This window comes from Butyrivibrio proteoclasticus P6B7, from assembly GCF_000622085.1.
GTDB classification, from domain to species: Bacteria; Bacillota; Clostridia; order Lachnospirales; family Lachnospiraceae; genus Butyrivibrio; species Butyrivibrio proteoclasticus_A.
Window position 1 is genome coordinate 217,458 of sequence record NZ_JHWL01000002.1, and the last position, 22,335, is coordinate 239,792.

Below are 22,335 nucleotides of genomic sequence, written 5' to 3' on the forward strand. Positions count from 1 at the left end.
GGCTTAAGCTTTCTTTTTAAGAACTACATATTTACCGGTTTCTCGTAGCTTCTTAGCCTCTAAAAGGCAGGCATCAAAGCTGTCTTCATCATACTCAACTACTGTTAATGGCTTCTCATGATCGATCTCTTCATTCTGTCTCTTAAGAGCACTTACAAGATCGTCAAGTACAATGGCAAAGCCAATAGCTGGAGCATCCTTTCCGTACTTGCCAAGAAGATTGTTGTATCTTCCGCCCTTGGCAATGGCATCACCAACGCCATAGGTGTAAGCACTGAAAATCACGCCGGTGTAGTAATTGAATTTACTAAGAATACCAAGATCAAAGGATACATAGCTTTCAACACCGTAGGATGTAAGCACTCCATATAGCTTTTTAAGCCTGTTTATAGCCTCTATTGACCTCTTATTGGTTACTTTCTTAAGAGCCTTCTCAAGGGCCTCATCTGAGCCTACAAACTCTGATACGCCTATGATAAGATCCTTGTACTTATCAACTACTCCTCGCTTTGCCATAATATTCTCAGCTGCGAAATAGTTCTTTCCAGTGATCTGTTCTCTGATCTCTTCCTCTGTCTCTGAATCAATTCCAGCTTCTTCACAGATGCCCTTGTAATAATCGGCATCTCCAATGCTAACCTGGAAGTTCTTAAGACCAGCTGATAAAAGAGTTTCTACCAAAAGAGCTATGATCTCAGCGTCAGCATAGACAGAAGAATCATTCATAAGCTCAACGCCCAGGTTATAATTCTCCTTAAGCTTACCCTGAAGCTCAGAAGTATTAAGGAAAGTATTGCCTTCATAGCAAACCCTTACAGGATCGCCGTTTTCAAGCATGACCTTAGATGCACATCTTGCAATAGAAGGCGTAAAGTCAGGCCTAAGGACCAGCGTATTACCCTCTTTATCAAAGAACTTATACAGCTCTCTGGCATCCTTTGTATTTATTTCTTCAGCAAATACATCAAAGAATTCAAAGGTTGGAGTATCTATGTCTCTATAGCCATAGCTTTTCATTTTGCTATGGATCTTGGAAGCGATGATCTTTCTATCACTGCATTCCTCTCCGTAAATGTCTCGAACTCCATCTGGTGTATGTAACAGTACTTTGTTCATATAAACCTCACTTTAGCACGTCACAGTGCTACCATGCTAATTCGTTATCATAATACAGAGTTTACCTAATATTCCTGACGGTGTCAATGAAAAATTATTATCTATTATCAAGATCTATCTGAATTGCCTCCAGATAAGGGATAAAAATGCCGTTTTCATTCTTGTCACTTAGTATATATTCATCTGAGAGCTCATCGAATCTAAAGCTCTTTCTACCGCCCTTTTCTGCCCTGTCCCAGAACTCTTTAAGCTTTCTGTAGGGAAGATAATAATAGATTTCTTTTTTGGAAAAATGAATAAGGAAAAAAGCCACACCATCCTGCTTTTCAAAGCTGTCCATGAAAGAGACCTGATGAGGATGGATGTTTTCTAAGGCGAAGGTATCGAAGGCACATTCCTTGGCATCAAAGCACACAGGAATACCCTGGACTACTCCTATGTAGTCTACGGTACTTTTCTGGTCAAAGTATGCCAATGTAATATGTCTTGTATTCTTGTCTATCTTTATAGGTGTGATGGGGGTTGGAATCTTTTGAATAAGGGCAAGGCCCAGCTCTAAGTAGCGTTCATTGGTTCTGTTTATCAGTTCTTCTAAAGCCTGGCCCCTTAGGCCCCTTGAGTTCCAAGTAGGCATATGTCCCCCTAATTATTTAAGATCATTTAGAAAAATATTTATTAAAGACTTCTGGTAAATTCGCTTTGTACTCTTTTCCTGAAAGAGCATCAAACCCCTCTGGCATTTCTTCTGGGAACTTAAGTCTGTAGCTGTGCAGAAGCTGATACTTCATGCCAAAGGATTTACTTCCGCCGTATTTAACATCTCCAATAATTGGATGTGAAATGCTGGATAAATGAGCTCTAATTTGATGCGGCTTACCAGTAATGAGCTTAACTTCAAGGTAAGTTAAGTTATCATTGGAATTGTAAGCTAAAGGCTCATACAAGGTTTCGATATAGGAATAATCATCGCTTCCTGGATCTTTGGCACAGATACTAACCTTGTTGGTCTTCTCATCCTTGGAAAGATATCCTTTAAGTGTCACGTTGCTATCAAGCTTGCCTTCCACAATAGTTCTGTAATATTTATCAACAGTTCTTTCCTTCAGCATCTGGTTCATTACTCTGGCGCCATTTAAGGACTTAGCGCAGATTACAAGACCACTAGTGTTACGGTCAAGTCTGTTACATATAGAAGGCTTATAAGTCTCTAGAGTGGCGCTTGTAACGTCGCCCTTTGACAATAGATATTCTATTAGCCAGTCGTTAAGACTGATGTCCTTATCAGTTGATTTTTGAGACAAAAGACCTGCTGGCTTATTAACGAATAAAACGTTGTCATCTTCATAGATGATATCCAGGTCACCAACAGCTTTAAGTACATTTCCCTTTTCAAAGCTGTTAACCTTCTGTGCTGTGTCACCCCTGAATTTATCCAGGGTTTCGTCAGCAAAGAATATTTTGATACTATCGCCCTTATTAAGCTTTTCTTTGCCGTCAGCTTTTTTACCATTAAGGACAATATTTTTTTTGCGAAGCATTTTGTATATAAAGCCACCGGATGCTTTAGGAAGATAGCTTTTTAGAAAGGCATCCAGCCTTTTTCCTGCTTCATTATTACTTATATTTATTTCTTTCATGGCTTTCCTTAAAGAGATATTGATAAAAGAATTCCTGTAGGAGTCTGAACTGTACCACGCTCCCAGTTATCCTCAATGGCCTGTGGATCGATGTTCTTATCGCTTCTAAGCTTATCCAGGGTCTTTAGTCTGTCTACATATTTATCAATGTTATCAAATATTTTGATACTATAGTCTGTATAACCGCTCTGGGCTATCATCTTGTTAATGTGCTTCTCACAGTCCCCTGGCTCCATTGAAGGATCACTTGAGTAACAGCAAATGTTCTTATCAAGAACTGTGGCAGCGCCTAAGTTGAAGTTCTGATCATAGGCTGTGATCACAAGGTCATAGTTAATAAGAAGGCCACCCTTGGCATTTTCTATTTTCTCGTAGTCATCCTTATTACAGCCTTTTGCCTTTATGAACATGATCATATTAACGGCAAACCAGCCTGTTGGAAGGCATAAAAGAGCTGCCAGGATACTAAACAGGTTCTTTTGAGTGTGGGTTAAGATTAGGCCAATAAAAAAGCAAAGAAGTGTCAGTCCCAAGCATAAGCTGGTCCTTATAATTCCCCTCTTTTTACAATACTCAATATATCCAAATTCACCTTTAGTTACTTTATTATTCATTAGGCGCTAACCTCGATGTCGTTATAATCGTTTATATAAAAGTCTGAGAGATCTTTCTTTTCTGTATCTCTGTGGGCTGAATAGGCGTCATTAACAGCTATTACAGTCATACCTGCGCTCTTTCCTGCCATGATGCCATCCACAAGATCCTCAAAAACAAGGCATCTGTCTGGGATTACATTAAGCTCCTCTGATACAGCAAGATATACGTCTGGAGCGGGCTTACCCTTTACTATCTCTGTGCCTGATTTGATGCTTACAAAGAAATCTCTTATGCCGTGTACAGAAAGAACCTGCTCTATAAGTTCCTTGGAATTACTTGAAGCGATTCCCATTTTGATATTAAGGTCTCTGCAGGCCTTCAAAAACTCAAGAGCACCTGATTTAAGTGGAACCTCATAGGTGTATTTCTCCCAAGCCATTTCGTTCCAGTCATTACCGATTTTTTCGATTGAATCCTTGATATTAAAGCGCTCTTTAAAGTACTGAGCTGTTTCTACGAAGCTACGGCCGCCAATTTCCTGCTGAAGTGTGGCAGGTGGCGTGATTCCGTGTCTTCCAAGATACTCAACATCTATTGCTTTCCACATCCACATGCTGTCTACAAGGGATCCATCCAGATCAAATATGACAGCATCGTAATCCTTTAAATTGATTGAAACCATATATACCTCTTAAATTCCAAGACTCTTCATTTCCTCTTCTGTTAGAGGTCTGTACTCACCCTTTTCAAGGTTTTCATCTAATTTGATGGGGCCCATAGATAATCTCTTAAGGAAAAGAACTTCATTATCTACAGCCTCAAGCATGCGCTTAACCTGATGAAATCTGCCTTCGTGGATTGTCAGATGAATTACCTTATCTCCAACAACTTCTACTTTGGCGGGTCTGGTGTAGTAGATTTCTCCATTATCCTTTTTATCACCGATATCAACGCCTTCTTCAAGATGCTTTATCTGGGCATCTGTGAGATCCTTTTTAATATGCACCTCATAGACCTTATCAACGTGCTTTTTAGGAGCAAGGAGTCTGTGTATCAGGGCTCCGTCGTCAGTTAATAATAACAGTCCCTCTGTGTCTATATCCAGTCTTCCTACAGGGCTTAGATCCTTAACATTCTCATCTCTTAAAAGATCTATGACTGTAGTGTTCTTTCCGTCATAGGTTGCAGAAACCACGTCTGCAGGCTTGTTAAGCATGTAATAGTGATACTTCTGATAGCTTATAACAATGCCATCAAAGGCTATTTCATCGTTGTTTTCATCAATATGAATATCACTTTTGGTTGCAACAACGCCATTTACAATACAGCGACCGTTTTTAACATATTCCTTGATCTGCTTTCTTGTACCTATGCCCTGTTCACCTAAAAACTTATCTAATCTCATGTACTAAATTATTACCTCTTAAAAAGTTACTGTAAGTTCCTGGCTTTCCTTAAATTTCTCGTAGCTGTTGTAACACTTACACTTGATTACTGGATTGCTGTAGCCAGCTGGAACCTTAACATTAAAGGATTGGGTTGCCTTGGTCCTATCCCACATCTGAAGGTAGCTGTAGGTCTTGCCACCATCATAGCTGTAGGCAAAATAGATAATAGGACTCTGGCTGTCCTTAACTGTCATCTCCACAAGAACATTGCCACTGGCCTTATCAGTTCCAAGAATCTTAATATCGCAAACCTCTGGATCTGTTGTATCATCTGGAACTGCCCTGGAAGGCTTAGCTACTTTACTGTATTTAAAGCCTGCAAAGTCATTGGTAGATGACTTAAGATTGTAGTACTTAGCTACTGATGTGGCATCAGCAACAGCCAGCTTATTGATAAAATCTGCTGAGCGAAGAAGTGGCACATCATAACCGTGGTCAATGTATGCGTGTTCAATGATTACACATGGGATACTTCTTGCAACGCAGCTTCTGATAATTCCGTAATAATCCTTTCCAGAGGAGCCAAGTCTTGTCTTAACACCCTTCTGGTAAAGGCCAAGAGCACCAAGTTCTGTGCTTTCGATCTGTCCAAAATCATAGCCCTTCTGATAGTAAGAACCAAAAGCTGAAGTCCAGATCTCTGATCCATAGAATTCATGCTCACTGGAAGCGTTAAAGTGAATGCTGTATACGAAGTTAGCACCAACGCTCTGGGCAAAGGCTGCTCTGTCATCAAGTGACATGTATACGTCAGTGGTTCTTGTAAGGTATACAGTAACACCTTCGTACTTTTCAAGCTCTGCCTTCATGGCGTTTGCTACCTGTAATGTCAGCTCTTTTTCCGAAAAGCCATTGTACTGGGCGCCAAGATTTCTGTCTCCTGTGCCGCCATGTCCTGGATCAATGACAATTACGATATTATTAGCTGCATTGGAAGTGAACTCCTGAGTATTAAAGCATGTCAGGACTGCCATAAGAAAAATAATAGAGCTTAAGATTACTTTGCAAAAACCAGATATAGTTCTTTTCATAATGTCCCCCTGTCCTTTTAAAGAATAAAGCTGCCAAAATATAGATTATGGCAGCTTAAATACAAATGAATATCAGTTAAGCATATCTAAATTGAGACCCTCTTCGCTAACCATTGGCTGAATACCTGCATCGAGAGGTGATTCAGGGTTAACTACTGACTCCTGCTTAACAACCTCTGGTGGTCTTAAGTCTGATCTATTGGACTTAATGACCTCACTATACTGTGTAAGAGCAGAAAGAATGTTGTCGTTGTGAGCACCAACATTAGCAACAATGGCGTCGCTGTTCTGCTTAACAGAATCTATAATAGCTTCACTGTTCTGCTTAACGGAAGCAATGATCTCGTCGTTCTGCTTGTTAGTAGCATCAATTGCCTGAGAAATAATATCCTCAACACCAGCAAGAAGCTGATCTGTGTACTGTACAGCAGCTGCCTTCATGTCGTTAGCTTCATTCATAGCATTATCAAGGATTTCCTTGGCCTGCTTAGCAGCCTGAGAAACTACCTCATTAGCCTGAGCGTAGGCCTGCTGCATGATCTCATGCTCGTTGATAAGCTCATTGGTATGAACTGTAGCTTCATCAATAAGGGCCTGAGCCTTCTGGCGGGCATCATTTAAGATGGCTTCCTTATTGCTGATGATCTTCTGATATCGCTTTATTTCTTCAGGAGTCTTACTGCGAAGCTCTCTTAAAAGCTCATCAATTTCTTCTTTGTTAACAATTATCTTGGTCTGTGAAAGAGGCTGTGGCTTACAGTTGTCGATATATGTTTCTATCTCGTCAATCAGCTGCTCTATCCTGCTTGTCATAAAAACTACCCCCTGACTTTATCTTAATCCATATTTTTGATATAGTGCATCCTCCACGTTCTTAGGAACGCATGGAGTGATGTCCCCATTATAACTTGCAATTTCTTTTACTACAGAGCTACTAAGATAGGAGTACTTAATGTTGGTTGTAAGGAATACTGTATCCACCTGGTTATGAGACAGCTCTCTATTAACCTGTGCAATCTGAAGTTCATATTCGAAATCTGTAATGGCACGAAGACCTCTTACAATAATATGAATTCCCTGATCCTTACAATAGTCGATCAAAAGCCCGTCGAAGGATTTGATTTCGACATTATTAAGATTTCCTATAGACTCTTTTAACATTTTAACACGTTCATCAAGGGTAAACAATGGAGTTTTGGCGGAATTACACATAACTGCCACAATTACCTTATCGAACATTTCAGATGCTCTCTGAATTATATCCAAATGACCATAGGTTACCGGATCAAAACTTCCTGGATATACTGCAACCTTCATACGTCATCCTTTCCTGTATACGAATACATGCTTGTTGTTCTTGTACTCTTTTTCTCTTCTTACTTCGAAACCGAAATCCTCTACAAAGGAGAAATCCTTATCCAAGTCACTTTCGAAGATTAGCATAGTATGAGGGGTTACGTAGGTCATGTTAGCAAGCTGTGAAAGTGTTCTCTCATACAGATCCTCATGGTAAGGAGGGTCGATAAAGATAATATCAGCCTCTTCTTCATGAATATTTCTAAGACCAAGGACCACGTCCTGTTTAAGGACTGTAGCCACATCTTCAAAGTGTGTGGTCTTAAGATTCTGCATTATGCATTTATAGGCATTCTGTCCGTTCTCTATAAAGTAAGCCTTCTTGGCTCCGCGAGAAAGGGCTTCAATGCCTATTCCGCCTGATCCAGAGAAAAGATCTATGAAGACTGAGCCTGGGACCTCAATCTGGATCATATTAAATAGTGTCTCTTTTATTCTGTCCTGAGTTGGTCTTGTATCCTTTCCTTCTGGAGTTACAAGCTTAAGTCTCCTGGCAGAACCTGCAATTACTCTCATAATCTCACCTTTGTACCTTTGGTATCTCTGCTTGTTACCTTTAAATGACCTAAATGAAGATCCTTATCATTGTGTTTGATAGTTCTTTCTTCCATGTCATTTAGATAGTAAACTTCTCTTACATAGTCGTTCTTGGTAAGTCTCATACCCCTAACGCCCACAGCCGCCTTCTTCTTCTCTGGAATAGTATCCACGTTAAAGCGTAGGAAATATCCCTCGTTGGAGCAAAGAATAACGGTCTTTTGTGTGTGAAGTATCTCAACATTAACTACTTCATCGCCGTCTGTAAGCTTTGTTGCAGCAACTGTTCGCTTACTTACATCAAACTCACCACCGTCAACTACCTTCATCATAGACATCTTTGTTGTGAAAAGAAGTCTGTAAAGATTAAGATCTGACTGGCTGGCAGCAAGGATAATGGTCTCCTTGGATGTATCAAAATTACTGATATTATCGATAGGAACACCCTTATCTCTCATCTTACCCTGAGGAAGGTCTGTGGCCTTTACAGTATGGAGATTACCCATATTAGTAAAGAAGCAAACCTTACCGGTGTTCTTCATGATAAATGAGAATTTGAACTCGTTCTCAATAGTCTCTTTGTTCTTCTCATAGGTTGTAGCATCGATGGTCTTGGCATAGCCGAATCTATCCATGATAAAGGCTACATCCATCTCTTCTACTGGCTTTTCTTCATATACAGCATTTTCTCTGTTGTCGATGACAGTCTTTCTTGCCTGGTTATATTCCTTCTTGATCCTTACAAGCTCATCCTGGATAACCATGGACATAGAGTCATGGCTTTCAAGAATATCCTCGTATCTGTATATGTTGGCAACTGTATTCTCATGTTCTTTAACAAGGGCATCAAGCTCAAGACCAATGAGTTTGTACAGTCTCATTTCAAGAATAGCATCTGCCTGGGCCTCAGTAAACATAAGCTGAGCTGCCATGGCTTTTGATTCTCTTGATTTAAAGTTTATACCCTCTGTGATACCATTTACAAGACAGTTCTTAGCCATTGCTCTGTCCTTGGAACCACGGAGAATCTCTATAACAAGATCGATTACATTGCAGGCCTTAATGAGACCTTCCTGTATCTCCTTCTTTTCCTGTTCCTTCTTAAGAAGTGTTGTGTATTTCCTAGTGGTGATCTCGTACTGGAAGTCAGTGCAGGCCCTCATGATATCTCTAAGGGACATGGTCTCTGGCCTTCCGTTATCGATAGCAAGCATGTTGACACCAAAGGTATCCTCGAGCTTGGTCTTCTTATAAAGAAGGTTGGTAAAGTTCTCAACATCAGTATCCTTCTTAAGCTCGATTACGATTCTGATACCTTCCTTAGAAGACTGGTTGGAAATATCAACAATATCATTGGTGATCTTCTTCTCTGCAAGTTCTGCAACATCTGACATAAACTTACCGATTCCCATACCGATCATAGTGTAAGGAATTTCTGTGATCACAAGGTTGATGTGACCGTTCTTACCCTTCTCAGTCTCAACCTTACCTCTTATCCTAATCTTACCTGTTCCGGTTTCATAGATACTAAGGAGCTCGTCCTTATTGATTACGATACCGCCTGTAGGGAAATCTGGTCCCTTAATGTATTTCATAAGGTCTTTGGTTGTCAGAGTATCATTTTGAATAAAGGCAATCTCAGCATCAATTACCTCAGCAAGGTTGTGAGGAGGTGTGCTGGTAGCCATACCTACAGCGATACCTTCAGATCCGTTAACTAAGAAGTTGGGAATCTTAACTGGAAGAACTGATGGCTCTTTTTCTGTCTCATCAAAGTTAGGTAAAAAATCTACCACGTTCTTATCAAGATCCTCAAGAAAGTTCTCCTGTGTGATCTTGGAAAGTCTTGCCTCTGTGTAACGCATGGCAGCTGCGCCGTCGCCTTCGATATTACCGAAGTTACCGTGGCCATCCACAAGAGGAACCATCTTCTTAAAGTCCTGAGTCATTACCACAAGACAGTCATAGATGGAGCTGTCACCATGAGGGTGATATTTACCCATGGTATCGCCCACGATTCTTGCACTCTTACGATATGGTCTGTCATATCTGATGCCCAGCTCATACATATCATAAAGAGTTCTTCTCTGAACAGGCTTAAGACCGTCCCTGATATCAGGAAGTGCACGGGCCACAATTACACTCATGGCATAATCTATAAAAGATTTTTGCATTATTTCCGAATACTCGGTTTTTATAATTCTATCTTCCATAATTTTGTCCTTTGGTTATTTTAGATATCCAGAGCAGCATCTGTGGCGTGCTGGTGTATGAATTCTCTTCTTGGTGGAACGTCAACTCCCATAAGAAGCTCTGTCATTTGGGAAGCCATCTTGGCATCCTCAATCTCTACTGCTTTAAGGAGTCTTCGCTCAGGGTCAAGGGTTGTCTCCCAAAGCTGCTCAGGATCCATTTCACCAAGACCCTTATATCTCTGGAGTGTGAAGCTTCCCTTGTGAGAATTTCTATATTTAGCAAGGGCATTGTCATCGTAAAGATATTCTTCTTTGCCCCTTGCTGGTATTGCCTTATAAAGTGGTGGCATAGCTAGGTATACATGTCCCTGATAGATAAGTTCAGGCATGAATCTGTAGAACAGAGTCAAAAGCAGTGTTGAAATATGCTCACCATCTACGTCCGCATCGGCCATGATAATGATCTTATCATAGCGAAGCTTACTAATATCAAAGTCGTTACCGTATCCTTCTGAGAAACCGCAGCCAAAGGCATTGATCATAGCCTTGATCTCGGCGTTGGCAAGGACCTTATCAATGCTGGCCTTCTCTACGTTAAGAATCTTACCTCTGATAGGAAGGATAGCCTGATAATCTCTGTTTCTTGCCATCTTGGCACTTCCACCGGCGGAATCTCCCTCTACGATAAAGATCTCACACTTGGAAGCATCCTTACTTATGCAGTTTGCAAGCTTACCATTGGAATCAAAGGAGTATTTCTGCTTGGTAAGCATGTTGGTCTTGGCTTTCTCTTCTGTCTTACGGATCTTGGCAGCTTTTTCTGCGCATCCGATGATAGACTTAAGAGTCTCAAGGTTTCTGTCAAAGAATCTTGTGACTTCGTCGTTGGTAATCTTGGAAACAACCTTGGCAGCGTCCTGATTATCAAGCTTAGTCTTGGTCTGGCCCTCAAATCTTGGGTCAGGATGCTTAATTGAAACAACAGCTGTCATACCATTACGAACATCGGTACCTGTAAAGTTGTTGTCCTTATCCTTAAGGATGTTCAGTTCACGGGCATACTGGTTAATGATGTTGGTGAACATAGTCTTAAAGCCTGTAAGGTGAGTACCACCCTCGGCATTGTAGATGTTATTACAGAAGCCCAGAACTTCTTCATGGAACTCGTTAACGTACTGGAAGGCAACCTCTACCTCTACGCCTTCACTCTCGCCGCTAAAGGCCACAACATCACATACAGCTTCCTTGGACTTATTCATGTCCTTGATAAAGCCTGTGATTCCATCTGGCTCATGAAACTCTATATACTCTTCAACGCCAGGTCTTTTGTCCTCAAATATGATCGTAAGGGATGGATTAAGGTAAGCTGTCTCGTGAAGACGGGACTTAATGTCATCCTCTTTGAATCTAGTCTTTTCAAAGATAGTATCATCAGGAAGGAAATTGATGGTGGTACCAGTTTCCTTAGTGGTTCCAACAGGCTTAAGAAGACCCTTTTCAAGGGCTGTTGTTGGGATACCTCTCTCGTAGGAATCCTCATAGATATATCCGTCCTTTTTAACACGGACGTTCATTCTGGTTGAAAGCGCATTAACAACAGAAGAACCTACACCGTGAAGTCCTCCACTTGTCTTATATGCGTTATTATCGAATTTACCACCGGCATGAAGCATAGTAAGAACTACACGCTCGGCTGTGATGCCCTTAGCGTGCATTCCAACTGGAATACCTCGGCCGTTATCTTCTACTGTGGCTGAGCCATCAGCTTCTAAAGTAACATGGATTTGAGTGCAGAAGCCTGCAAGATGTTCATCTACAGCGTTGTCTACAATCTCATACACCAGATGATTGAGACCTCTTGTAGTAACACTTCCAATGTACATACCAGGACGTTTTCTTACAGCCTCAAGTCCTTCTAGTACGGTAATACTGGAAGCATCATATTGTTCTTGTAAAGACATTCCTATAACCCCTCTTCAAAACTTTTATTTCATGATAATTGGCTAAAAGAGCTATCTCTTTTAGCCGAAAGCTTAATCCTTGATATTAAGCGCGGATGTTCTTGGTAACTGTAACAGCTAAAGCGCCTGGCCCAATGTGGCAGGCAACAGAAAGTGAAAGTGGATCCATATGGATATCGAATCCAGGGAAAGCTTCTTCAACTTCCTTCTTCCAGGCTGTGGCAGCCTCTAAATCCTGAGTATAAGCGCAGGCAATAGTAAAATCGCCATTCTCCATACCATCAAAGCGATTCTCGATGTCACTCTTGATGGCATTGATCATAATGCTCTTACCCTGAGATGTGGTTCTTGCCTTGGCAAAGGCATCAAGCTTCTCACCCTGAATCTGAAGCACTGGCTTAAGTCTTAAAAGAGTTCCCAGTGCTGCTGCAGCTGGAGTGATACGTCCGCCCTTCTTAAGGTAATAAAGGGTATCAAGCATGATGTAAATGCTGGACTCAAACTTATCTGCCATGAGCTTATCAACTATCTCCTGTGCAGAAAGACCTGCATCAGCCATAGCCTTAGCTTCAAGAGCAGACTGTCTCTGGGTTACAGAGATACGCTGATTATCAACTACAAAAACCTTTCCCTCGTACTCTTCCTGGGCAATCATGTATGCGCTCTGGCAAGAGCCTGAAAGGCCGCTACTCATAGGAATGTAAATGATCTGATCGTATTCCTTAAGAACTTTATCCCAAAGGGTCATAAGAGAATCAGGAGTTGGCTGGCTGGTAGATACATTGGCATCTCCAACGAGCTTCTCATAGAACTGCTCCTGAGTAAGATTTATATCTTCGTAAAAATCCTCTTCGTTTATCATAAAAGGCATTGGCACAACAAAGAGGCCTAGCTCAGAGGCTTGTTTCTGGGTTACACCGCTGTTGCTGTCTGTTATTACTGCAATTTTTCCCATTTTTTCACCGCCGGCAAAATGCCGACACTCCTCCTTTTTAGCATTAAACTTAAAATAATCTTACTTTTATAAGGTCGCAAAGTCAACCAAATTTGCAGATTTTGTGCTTAGCAAATCTCTAAGTACACTATATTGTGGAGACTTAAGTTCACTATCTTGTGAAAGAATCATATCCGCATCTATGGCAGATTCCTTTACAAGATCGCTGTCATGATATATGTCACCCAGCCTGAAATTAAGGTCACCACTCTGTCTTATGCCAAAGAGATCTCCAGGGCCCCTTTGCTTAAGGTCCTCCTCAGCGATCTCAAATCCGTCGTTGGATCTATTCATGATATCAAGCCTCTTTTTGGCCTCATCTGTTTCGGAGGTGTTGATGAAAATGCAATATGACTGCTCTTTTCCTCTTCCGACACGGCCTCTAAGCTGGTGCAGCTGTGAAAGACCGAATCTGTTGGCGTTCTCGATCATGATGACAGTGGCATTTGGTACGTTGATGCCAACCTCAATAACGGTGGTGGATACAAGAACATCGATGTCTCTCCTAAGAAATGCATCCATGATCTCGTCCTTTTCCTTGGGCTTCATCTTGCCATTTAACATCTGAACCCTGATATTTGGAGGAAGGGCCTCCCTTAGCTTTTCTGTATAGTCTGTAACGTTCTCAGCCTCTACATTTTCGCCCTCTTCGATCATTGGGCAGATGACATAGGCTTGTCTTCCAGCCTCTACCTGATTCTTAATGAATTTATAGGCTGTAGGCCTGTAATCAGGACCCACAACGCAGTTCTTAATAGGAAGCCTTCCCACAGGCATTTCGTTGATCACTGAGATTGAAAGGTCTCCATACAAAATAATGGCCAGTGTTCTTGGTATTGGTGTGGCGCTCATGGCAAGAACGTGTGTATTTAGGCCTTTTCCTTTAAAGGTTTCTCTCTGCCTTACTCCAAATCTGTGCTGCTCATCAGTTACCACAAGAGCCAGATTCTTATAATCAACCTTGGCCTGAATAAGAGCATTGGTACCGATTATACAGTTAACCTCGCCGCTTTTTATAAGGCTCTGAGCCTCCTTTTTATCTTTTGCAGAAAGAGCTCCTGTCAAAAGCACAGGTTTAAGAGTTGTAATATGGTATTTCTCAATAAGCTCCTTAAAGCTCTCGTAGTGCTGCATCGCAAGGACTTCTGTTGGAGCCATAAGTGCTCCCTGATATCCATTACCTGCAGCTGTTAAAAGAGCTAAGAAGGCAAGGATAGTCTTACCAGAGCCAACATCACCCTGGATAAGTCTGTTCATTACTGTGTCTCCGGAAAGGTCATTTTGAATATCCTCATAGGCCTTCTGCTGAGCATTTGTAAGCTTGTATGGAAGCTGCTCTAGAAGTCTCTTTGTCTCAGAGACTTCTATCATGCGGTAGCTGTTCTCAAATTCTTCCTGGTTCTTTTTAAGAAGGCGAAGCCTTAGTACAAATAAAAAGAATTCGTCGTAAGCCAGTCTCCTTCTGGCGTTTTCTAAGCTTTCGTTATTCTTTGGAAAATGAATATTAAGAACAGCCTCGTGATAACTCATGAAGCCGTGTTTTTCTTTGATTGATTCGGGAAGATAGTCCTCCAGAACACCGATGTTTTTAAAGCACTCAGACATTGCTTTAGTGACCTGAGAATTCTTAAGCCCCTTAACTAAAGGATAGATTGGCTGCATTTTGCCTACCAGGGCAGCGTATTCATCAACCTTGTACATCTTAGGCTGATCCATGGTAAAAAAGCTACCTTTTTTGCGGATTATGCCTCTGAAAATATGGGTTGTTCCAGACTTTATAGAGCTGGCAAGGTAAGGAGCATTAAAGTATGTCATCTTGATCCTGCCAGTTTCATCAGCTGCTTCAAAGGCGATGATTGAAAGGTTTCTTACGCGCCTTTTAGTCACGTTTCCTATGATTGTAAGTTTAACGGCGTTTACCATGGACTCTTTTACGTCGCAGGCCCTTACAACCTTATCATATGTATCATATGCTCTAGGATAATATCTGCAAAGATCATTGCAGGTTTTGATTCCACATTTTTCGAAAAGAGCTGATGTCTTTTCTCCGATCCCCTTTAAGTTAATTACAAGCTCCTGTAAGCTTCTACTCTCCACTTAAGCCCCCTTGGTATTTAGCAAAAAAGGCCGGGCATAAAGCCCGGCGCTATAATTATTCAGCAGATAAAACGTAGTAATAAATTGGCTGACCACCATACTGAAGCTCGACATCGCATCCAGGATATTCCTTAGAAATGCGATCTCTAAGAGATTCTGCATCCTTCTCATCAACCTCTTCACCATAGTAGATACTGATAAGCTCTAAGTCTTCAGACATCATCTTGGCAAGCATATCGAAGGTAACATCAGCGATCTCTCCGCCTACAGAAAGGATTCCGCTGTCGCCGATTCCCATATAATCACCCTGTTTGATCTGAACATCATCAATAACTGTATCTCTTACTGCGTATGTAACCTCTCCAGTATTAACTGTGGAAAGGGCCTCTGTCATAGCAGCTACGTTGTCCTCAACTGGAACGTCAGGCACATAATTGATGATAGCTGTGATTCCCTGAGGAACAGTCTTAGAAGGAACTACTACGATCTTCTTACCATCATTATTGTCCTCTGACATAATAGCTGCCTGGTTAGCAGCAAGAATAATATTCTTATTATTAGGAAGAACGATTACTGTATCAGCGTTAACCTTCTCTACAGCATCAAGAATATCAGCTGTTGAAGGATTCATTGTCTGACCGCCTTCGATTACATAATCAACACCAAGACCTCTGAAGATCTCAGCAAGACCAGAACCAGCACATACAGTTACAAATCCAACTTCCTTGTGAGGAGCGCTTGGAACCTCTTCCTTAGGCTCATCCATAGAAACCTTGTCTCCAAGAGGAATATCATCACCTGGTAAATATGTAGGTGTGAGCTCTGCTGCTCCATTTATCTCTGTCTTGATCTCTGCCCAAGAACCATCGTTGTTCTCGTGGAAGAGCTTCTCTCTGTGCTCCATTCTCATGTTATCGATCTTCATGTTAGAAAGCTGACCATACATAAGAGCTCTCTGGATAGCAAGACCTGGATCATTAGAATGTACGTGAACCTTGCAGATCTCATCATCTGCAACCATAACGATACTGTCGCCGATTGACTCAAGGAAGTTCTTGAAATCTATCTCCTGCTTAACGTTAAGAGGCTTAGTTAAAAGAACTATGAATTCTGTACAGTATCCAAACTTAATCTCAGCTTCTTCAGTAGCCTCAGCCTTAGATCTAGCGGCTGGTGTTACTGCCTCTTCTGAAATTGAAAGATCTATCTCTTTTCCAAGGTATCCATCGAAGGCACCCTTAAGTACCTCAACAAGACCCTGTCCGCCTGAATCTACAACGCCAGCCTGCTTAAGAACAGGAAGCATATCCGGAGTCTTGGCAAGAACCTCTTCTGCATACTTAATAACTTCGCTGCAGAATACCTCAACGTCCTCTGTATTCTCATTAGCAAGCTCTCTAGCCTTCTCGCTGGCACCCTTAGCAACTGTAAGGATTGTACCTTCCTTAGGCTTCATAACAGCCTTATAAGCTGTCTGAACAGCATTATCAAATGCATCTGCAAGAATAGCTACATTAAGCTCATCATTAGTCTTAACTACCTTAGTAAATCCTCTAAGGAGCTGTGAAAGAATAACACCTGAGTTACCTCTTGCTCCACGAAGTGAACCTGAAGAAATTGCCTTACAGATCTCTTCCATAGAAGCACTATCGTTTAAGCTGCTGACTTCCTTGGCAGCGGACATAATTGTCATTGTCATGTTAGTACCTGTGTCTCCATCAGGTACAGGGAATACATTAAGTTCGTTGATCCACTCTTTTTTTGCTTCAAGATTCTTGGCTCCTGTCAAAAACATCTTTGACAGCATCTTGGAGTCAATTACATTCTTACTCAAAACTACATTCCTCCTAGAACTTGTGATCGTTAATCAATAACACGGACGCCTTCAACGTAGATGTTGATCTTTTCGATTTCAAGCCCCGTAAATTCCTCTACTTTGTATTTAACATTATCAATAAGGTTATCTGATACAGCTGAAATACTAACTCCATATGCTACTATAACATGGAAGTCAAGTTTCAATTTATTATTATCATCAAGAGTTACATTGATACCTCTTGTCATGGAATCAAGCTTAAGCAGGCTTACAAGGCCGTCCTTAACATTGACATTGGCCATACCTACGATTCCAAAGCACTCCATAGCAACAGCACCGGCATACTGGGCAATTACTTCATTATCAATAGTAATGTTTCCCATGTGAGTGTTTACCACTGAAGACTTCATATTAATCCTCCTTAAAATGCGTATTGTTACGACTATTGTACCATCGTCATCGCACACATATAGTATTATAATAGCAGTTCCCTAAAAAATAAACCATAAATTTTGCAGATTTTACTTGCAATCCAAAAATCTTTCTGATAATATATCAATGTTGCGAAGTTATTCGCGATAATTTTGCTATAGGTTTAGATTACATGGCTTATAAGGAGGTGTCAAAATGGCTAAATGTGATATTTGTGGCAAGGGCGTTCATTTCGGAAACAACGTAAGCCATTCTCATAGAAGATCTAACAGAGTTTGGAAGTCAAACGTTCAGCACGTAGCAGTTAAGGTTAACGGATCTACTCAGAGAATGCACGTTTGCACATCTTGCCTTAGATCAAACAAAGTTGAGAGAGCTTAATCGTAAGACTCTACAAATTCCCTTGAGAAATCAAGGGAATTTTTTTATGACCAAATATAACTACGCTCTCTTCCTTTACTCTTTATATAAAAAAGAACTTACTCACCACTACTCATGGAAAGTAAGTTCTTTTATTATTCATTACTATTATCTTTGATATAAGTAATACTATTAATAGATTCTAATTATATAGAGAAAGCAAAGAGAGCTAGTTTTGATACAATTAACTCTCTAACAATAATTCCCTTAGCTTCCTTCTCTTCTTTGGTTAATCTTGCCAACTCCTCTATCTTAAATATCTTCTCCTTATACCCCTTCTCATTTGTTCCCTCTTTCTTATATAAGGAACATCTGATCCTGGATTTGAGCTGCCTAAACACCTGATACTCATAATCCTCTTTACTTAGATAATAAAGATGACTCTCAAGAGTAGTCGAATCATCCACATCATCATTTAAATACTTCGAAATCACCCTTTTAAATTTAAAAGGCACCATCTCATTATCAAGTAACTCTTTATAAGAGTACCTCGCTCCGAAATAGTACCTCTCTATATCCTGCATATAATATTTAAAATCATTCTCATTAACTATATTATTTAACATACCACTCCGTCTTTATAACTATCGCCATAAATACATTTAATGATTTAATATAACGTACACTCACTCATCTTTAATCTAGGCCCCTGAAGATCTAAGTCTGAAAGGGTGATTGGTTCCAAATGGTTTTGCCCTTCCGTTGTTGTGATGTGGCGGGCGCCCAGGTAATTGGGGCAGATGCGAGTATTTGGACGAATCGATGAGATTCTAGGTGAAATAAAAGAAAAATGTCGATTGCCCTGAACGACCGTGAAATGAGACATTTTTCTTTTATGAGCCGTAGAAACTCACGATGAGGAAACATGAGCGTCTGCCCCAATTACCTGGGCGCCCCCACATCCCCCTCGGATAGCCAACACCCATCCGGTACCACAATCACTTCTTCTCTTCACCACTATCGAGGTCTTCAATGTTGTCGCCAGAGAATTTAATAGCCGACCTTATCTTATCCTCATCCCATCCAGTTTCGTCCATTAGCTCCTTAACAGTAACCTTACGACGAAGATCCTTAGCCAGCTCCTCAGCCTTGTCAGCAACCTCCTGAACAAGCTTAAGAACCTTCTGAGAACCTGTATCTTCAGCAAGATTGTCCTGAATGAGATTCTCCATAGCATCCAGCATCATCTTATAAAGGAAGCCTTCAACCTCCTTTGGCTCACCTACTGCATCCAGCATGGTTACGCCGCGAGTTAAAGCATAATTGCCTTCTCCAATAAGATCTTCAATAAAAACGCCCTGCTCAGAATACATTCTGGCAACGTCAACAACAAGTGGAAGGTAGTTTTCAATAAGCTTACTCTGGGCATCCTTATCTCCTGCAATTGCAGACATCTGGATTGCCTCTAATTCACCCTGTGTACGAACTGGCAGAGCCTTTAAGGACTCAAGGTAGTCATTGAGATAATTAGTCTCTTCCTCTGTTAGATTGTCATCATCAAATACAGCTTCTTCATCAACGCCGATTTTGTGGTTTTTAAGGTATTCAAATACCATTTCAAACTGCTTGTCATCAAGTTCAAGCTCTGAAAAGGCATCTTTTACCTGCTCTGATGTGATGCTGTTCTTATTCTCTCTTGCTGTTCTAGTAACTAGTTTAAGTATTTCTGCAAATTCTTTTTCTTTATTATCAATATTTCCCATGTTTACTCCGTTTAGTAGTGATTATTATGTAGTTTTTTTACTAATACTGCTATTAAGCCTGTCACTGAACATGCTGATGAGTGAAAAGGTGATCCTGACAGTATTCGTAGTTGCCGTTACACTTTGAACAGAATCTAAACTCAAGCTCTGGGTTAGTCTCCTCTGTTCTTCCGCAAACTGCACACTTATGCCTTGTAACGCCTCTTGGCTTAATATGAGCGTTTTGTTTAAAGGTCTGTCTTCTCTTTATCTCTTTTGGCTTAAGATGGTTGAGCCTTCCTATGGATGAATAGAAAAGTCCAAGATTCAAAAACTGTGATAATATCGCAGCTATTGTAAAGATGGCTCCGTAGGATGGATCAGTTCTTAATGTAGAAAATGCCTGAAGTAATGATAAGAAAAGAATCAGTGTATATGCATATCCAAGATATTTAACCTTGATAGGAATAAGCATCATAAAATATACAGACACGTTTGGATAGAAAATGGCAAATAACAAAAATACCATTTCCTGAAGGTAATATGTACTAAGGGTAACACCGCCGAAATAGCTTGCCTTGGCAAGAAGCTCAGCATTACCTATGTACATTCTTGAATAGATAAAGTATCCAATGAATGCGGCAATTATCATAAAGAGATATCCGCCAAAAATAAAGACGTTATATCTGAAGGTTCCCATGGTGCGCTCAAGGTTTGTACCAAGGAAATAATAGAACAAAAAGGTGATTACAATGAATATGCTCATGGTCTGTGGAGGAATAACTACCCAGGTAAACAGTCTCCAGATTTGAACGAAATGGATTATCTTATAGACATCTAATGAAAGATTGTCATACAAAAATGTACTTGTGGGATTGGCAATCTGTAAAACGTAGCCAATTGCATACAAGATAAGGATATAAACTGTAAGATTTGGGATTGCATATCTGCCAAACTTGCGCTCTAGCTTGTTCATGAAATTACTCAATATAATGTACCTCTTTTTCTGAATTATAGGACTGCATCCAGAGCAACTATGGAAATCTCTGCTTTCTTAGGATCAGATAGACTTCTGATCTTTCTTGCAGCCTCTTTTCCTCCAAATTCTGGAGAATTAACATCCATAAGAAGAACATTGAAATAACCAGCGGGAGCTGCTTTTATCTTTTCGTAGGCTTCCTGTGGACTGACAGCTATCTGTATCTCAAAGCCTATTTTCTTAAGCACTTTACTGGTAATGGCCTGATTAGTGGAATTATCTTCTACAATAAGAATCCTTTGACCCTTGAAGTTAACTGCATCAATCTCTTTTTCTTTATCTTCAAGCATCTTGGATTCATAGAAATCCACAAGATCTTTCTTCTCAGATTCCTTTTCTTCAATCTTCTTTTTGATGGAACAAATATATCTAATAACGAAGTATATAACAAAACCTATGATAATAACAATACAAGCTATGAAGCCAAAGATGTTTTCTTTGATCATATCCAGGATTGTGTAGGAATATAGATCACTGGTGTAGTTATAGGCATAATTGGAAACATACTTAGTGCCCAGGATATTAATTCCTCTGTTTACCAGCTTAAGAAGGCCTTCGTTACCTATCTTAATACCAAAGCACCTGTCATCCACATCAGTTAACTGTCTGAATGACAAAGAATCGTAACCATTGTTCTTAAGCATATCACTGGTTCTAAGTCCGTTCAAGGTAGTAAACTGAGCTTCTCCGTTGACGACTGCTTTAAGACAATCGTCTATTGATGGGTATGTTGCGATGGTTGCTGTTGGGAAATGAGATTTGATGTAGTAATACTGCATCTTATTGTTCTCATTTATGGCAAATACTGAGTTAGAGCTACCCATGTACTTCTTGTTGTAGATAAGATCAGGGAAGGAGGATAATACCGCATTTGACAAGTAGATACCATCTTCTTCTGAATAAAACAGTCCGCCTCCCACAGGGAAAGCCATATCAACTTCATTATTGTTGATGGCTGTCATCATTTCATTATAGTTTTCATACGGAACGTAGGAAATCTCAATATTATTTACTTTCAATGTAGAAAAGACAGCTGGCACAACATCTTTTACCATACCAGTAACGCTTCCATCCTTGCTGGTGTCGCTATATGGAAGGTAATTATCCAAATATCCAACAGTTAAGGTAGTATGGTCCTTTATCCATTCCTTTTCAGAATCGGTAAAGGCTCTGCTGTAGATACTTTCAGAATAGTATTTGGCACGAAGTGAGCTGGTATAATTAGGTTCCTCGGAAAAGAGCTGACTCTGGGCAACATTGAGCTCCTCTAAAATGTCAGGTCTTTTGATATTAACGCCAAGATAATAATCAACTTCGCCAAATACAAACAGGACTTCAGCATGATTTCTTGCGTAGGTTCCGTCGTTTTCTGATGCAAAAAGATCTATCTTCTTATGATCAAAATCTGTTAAAAGCTCATCATAAGAAGGATATTTGATTATCTTGGCATCTATTCTATTGTCATCTAGATATTTTTTTAGAGTATTATAGATAGCACTATCAAGTACGCCGATGGATTTGCCATTTAGAGTGCGTATGTCTGCTGTAATTGAAGAATCTGATTCGTGCTTAACGATACCATAGGTTTCAAATCCCATGGCTTTGTCTGGGTAAGCGATTATAGTAGATCTTTCTTCTGTGTAAGCAAGGCCTGCTACAAGGTCTACCTTGCCATCAAGAAGCATCTGATAGATATCCTTAAAGCTTCCATATACGTATTCGTAATCCCAACCGGTGTATTCAGAAAGCTTACGATAGTATTCGTAGGCATAGCCCTTTTTCTCAGCACCTTCTGATGCACCTTCCTGGAAGATTTCGTTGTTATAATAGCCAACTTTGACTGTTTTACTTTTGGAAGCTGCTCTACTGTTTGATGGAAAAGAAATAACAGCAAGTATAAGGATCATGAATATGAGCAGAGCTTTTTTAGAACTTTTTTTCATATTAAACATCATTTCCACTTCTACTATATTTTGT

The 22,335-nt window shown here is 40.3% G+C and carries 21 protein-coding genes; 1 reads left to right on the top strand and 20 read right to left on the bottom strand.

The window, feature by feature from the left end; genetic code table 11:
* Positions 1-3: 3 nt before the first annotated feature.
* The 16 genes from hisZ to T541_RS0102655 all read right to left on the bottom strand — a co-directional run bounded on the left by hisZ (position 4) and on the right by T541_RS0102655 (position 17,195).
* The gene (hisZ, locus tag T541_RS0102580) at positions 4-1,116 is read right to left on the bottom strand and encodes an ATP phosphoribosyltransferase regulatory subunit (protein WP_026651215.1); all 1,113 of its coding nucleotides are present in this window, start codon (positions 1,114-1,116) and stop codon (positions 4-6) included.
* Positions 1,117-1,213: 97 nt separating this feature from the next.
* A complete protein-coding gene (locus T541_RS0102585; RefSeq protein ID WP_026651216.1) occupies positions 1,214-1,750 on the bottom strand; it encodes a Holliday junction resolvase RecU in 537 nt (178 codons plus the stop codon).
* A 22-nt stretch (positions 1,751-1,772) separates the two neighbouring features.
* The gene (locus T541_RS0102590) at positions 1,773-2,753 is read right to left on the bottom strand and encodes an RluA family pseudouridine synthase (RefSeq protein WP_026651217.1); all 981 of its coding nucleotides are present in this window, start codon (positions 2,751-2,753) and stop codon (positions 1,773-1,775) included.
* Between the two features lie 8 nt (positions 2,754-2,761).
* Positions 2,762-3,367 carry a hypothetical protein gene (locus tag T541_RS0102595; RefSeq protein WP_026651218.1) on the bottom strand — a complete coding sequence of 202 codons (606 nt, stop codon included), beginning with the start codon at positions 3,365-3,367 and terminating at the stop codon, positions 2,762-2,764.
* Positions 3,367-4,032, bottom strand: coding sequence for an HAD family hydrolase (locus T541_RS0102600; RefSeq protein WP_034465741.1), 666 nt, complete (start codon positions 4,030-4,032; stop codon positions 3,367-3,369). Before T541_RS0102600 ends, T541_RS0102595 begins: the two co-directional genes overlap by 1 nt.
* Before the next feature lie 9 nt (positions 4,033-4,041).
* Positions 4,042-4,755 carry a pseudouridine synthase gene (locus T541_RS0102605; protein WP_026651220.1) on the bottom strand — a complete coding sequence of 238 codons (714 nt, stop codon included), beginning with the start codon at positions 4,753-4,755 and terminating at the stop codon, positions 4,042-4,044.
* An 18-nt stretch (positions 4,756-4,773) separates the two neighbouring features.
* Complete coding sequence (locus T541_RS0102610) at positions 4,774-5,829, bottom strand: N-acetylmuramoyl-L-alanine amidase family protein (RefSeq protein WP_026651221.1); 1,056 nt, start codon at positions 5,827-5,829, stop codon at positions 4,774-4,776.
* A 72-nt stretch (positions 5,830-5,901) separates the two neighbouring features.
* A complete protein-coding gene (locus T541_RS0102615) occupies positions 5,902-6,642 on the bottom strand; it encodes a hypothetical protein (protein WP_026651222.1) in 741 nt (246 codons plus the stop codon).
* Between the two features lie 18 nt (positions 6,643-6,660).
* On the bottom strand, positions 6,661-7,146 hold the full coding sequence (gene coaD / locus T541_RS0102620) for a pantetheine-phosphate adenylyltransferase (protein ID WP_026651223.1): 486 nt from the start codon (positions 7,144-7,146) through the stop codon (positions 6,661-6,663).
* Positions 7,147-7,149: 3 nt separating this feature from the next.
* Complete coding sequence (gene rsmD / locus T541_RS0102625; RefSeq protein ID WP_026651224.1) at positions 7,150-7,701, bottom strand: 16S rRNA (guanine(966)-N(2))-methyltransferase RsmD; 552 nt, start codon at positions 7,699-7,701, stop codon at positions 7,150-7,152.
* Positions 7,698-9,935 carry a DNA gyrase/topoisomerase IV subunit A gene (locus T541_RS0102630; RefSeq protein ID WP_081779828.1) on the bottom strand — a complete coding sequence of 746 codons (2,238 nt, stop codon included), beginning with the start codon at positions 9,933-9,935 and terminating at the stop codon, positions 7,698-7,700. The genes rsmD and T541_RS0102630 overlap by 4 nt, the downstream gene beginning before the upstream one ends.
* A gap of 20 nt (positions 9,936-9,955) precedes the next feature.
* Positions 9,956-11,878 carry a DNA gyrase/topoisomerase IV subunit B gene (locus T541_RS0102635; protein ID WP_026651226.1) on the bottom strand — a complete coding sequence of 641 codons (1,923 nt, stop codon included), beginning with the start codon at positions 11,876-11,878 and terminating at the stop codon, positions 9,956-9,958.
* A gap of 85 nt (positions 11,879-11,963) precedes the next feature.
* Positions 11,964-12,833, bottom strand: a complete 870-nt coding sequence (locus tag T541_RS0102640) for a DegV family protein (RefSeq protein WP_026651227.1) — start codon at positions 12,831-12,833, stop codon at positions 11,964-11,966.
* Positions 12,834-12,899: 66 nt separating this feature from the next.
* Entirely contained in the window at positions 12,900-14,969 is a 2,070-nt protein-coding gene (gene recG / locus T541_RS0102645; RefSeq protein WP_026651228.1) for an ATP-dependent DNA helicase RecG, read from the bottom strand.
* 55 nt (positions 14,970-15,024) lie between these two features.
* A complete protein-coding gene (locus tag T541_RS0102650; protein ID WP_026651229.1) occupies positions 15,025-16,803 on the bottom strand; it encodes a DAK2 domain-containing protein in 1,779 nt (592 codons plus the stop codon).
* A gap of 29 nt (positions 16,804-16,832) precedes the next feature.
* Entirely contained in the window at positions 16,833-17,195 is a 363-nt protein-coding gene (locus T541_RS0102655; RefSeq protein ID WP_026651230.1) for an Asp23/Gls24 family envelope stress response protein, read from the bottom strand.
* Positions 17,196-17,412: 217 nt separating this feature from the next.
* Between T541_RS0102655 and rpmB the strand changes: the two genes are divergently transcribed.
* Positions 17,413-17,598, top strand: a complete 186-nt coding sequence (gene rpmB / locus T541_RS0102660) for a 50S ribosomal protein L28 (RefSeq protein ID WP_022778542.1) — start codon at positions 17,413-17,415, stop codon at positions 17,596-17,598.
* A gap of 185 nt (positions 17,599-17,783) precedes the next feature.
* Here the strand turns inward: rpmB and T541_RS0102665 are convergent, their stop codons facing one another.
* From T541_RS0102665 to T541_RS0102680, 4 genes are all read right to left on the bottom strand, one after another.
* A complete protein-coding gene (locus T541_RS0102665; protein ID WP_026651231.1) occupies positions 17,784-18,203 on the bottom strand; it encodes a hypothetical protein in 420 nt (139 codons plus the stop codon).
* A gap of 372 nt (positions 18,204-18,575) precedes the next feature.
* Positions 18,576-19,340: an RNA polymerase sigma factor region1.1 domain-containing protein gene (locus tag T541_RS0102670; RefSeq protein ID WP_026651232.1), complete on the bottom strand. Its 765-nt coding sequence runs from the start codon at positions 19,338-19,340 to the stop codon at positions 18,576-18,578.
* Positions 19,341-19,401: 61 nt separating this feature from the next.
* The gene (locus T541_RS0102675; protein ID WP_034465747.1) at positions 19,402-20,295 is read right to left on the bottom strand and encodes a membrane protein; all 894 of its coding nucleotides are present in this window, start codon (positions 20,293-20,295) and stop codon (positions 19,402-19,404) included.
* Between the two features lie 35 nt (positions 20,296-20,330).
* On the bottom strand, positions 20,331-22,301 hold the full coding sequence (locus tag T541_RS0102680; protein ID WP_197025115.1) for a transporter substrate-binding domain-containing protein: 1,971 nt from the start codon (positions 22,299-22,301) through the stop codon (positions 20,331-20,333).
* Positions 22,302-22,335 lie beyond the last annotated feature (34 nt).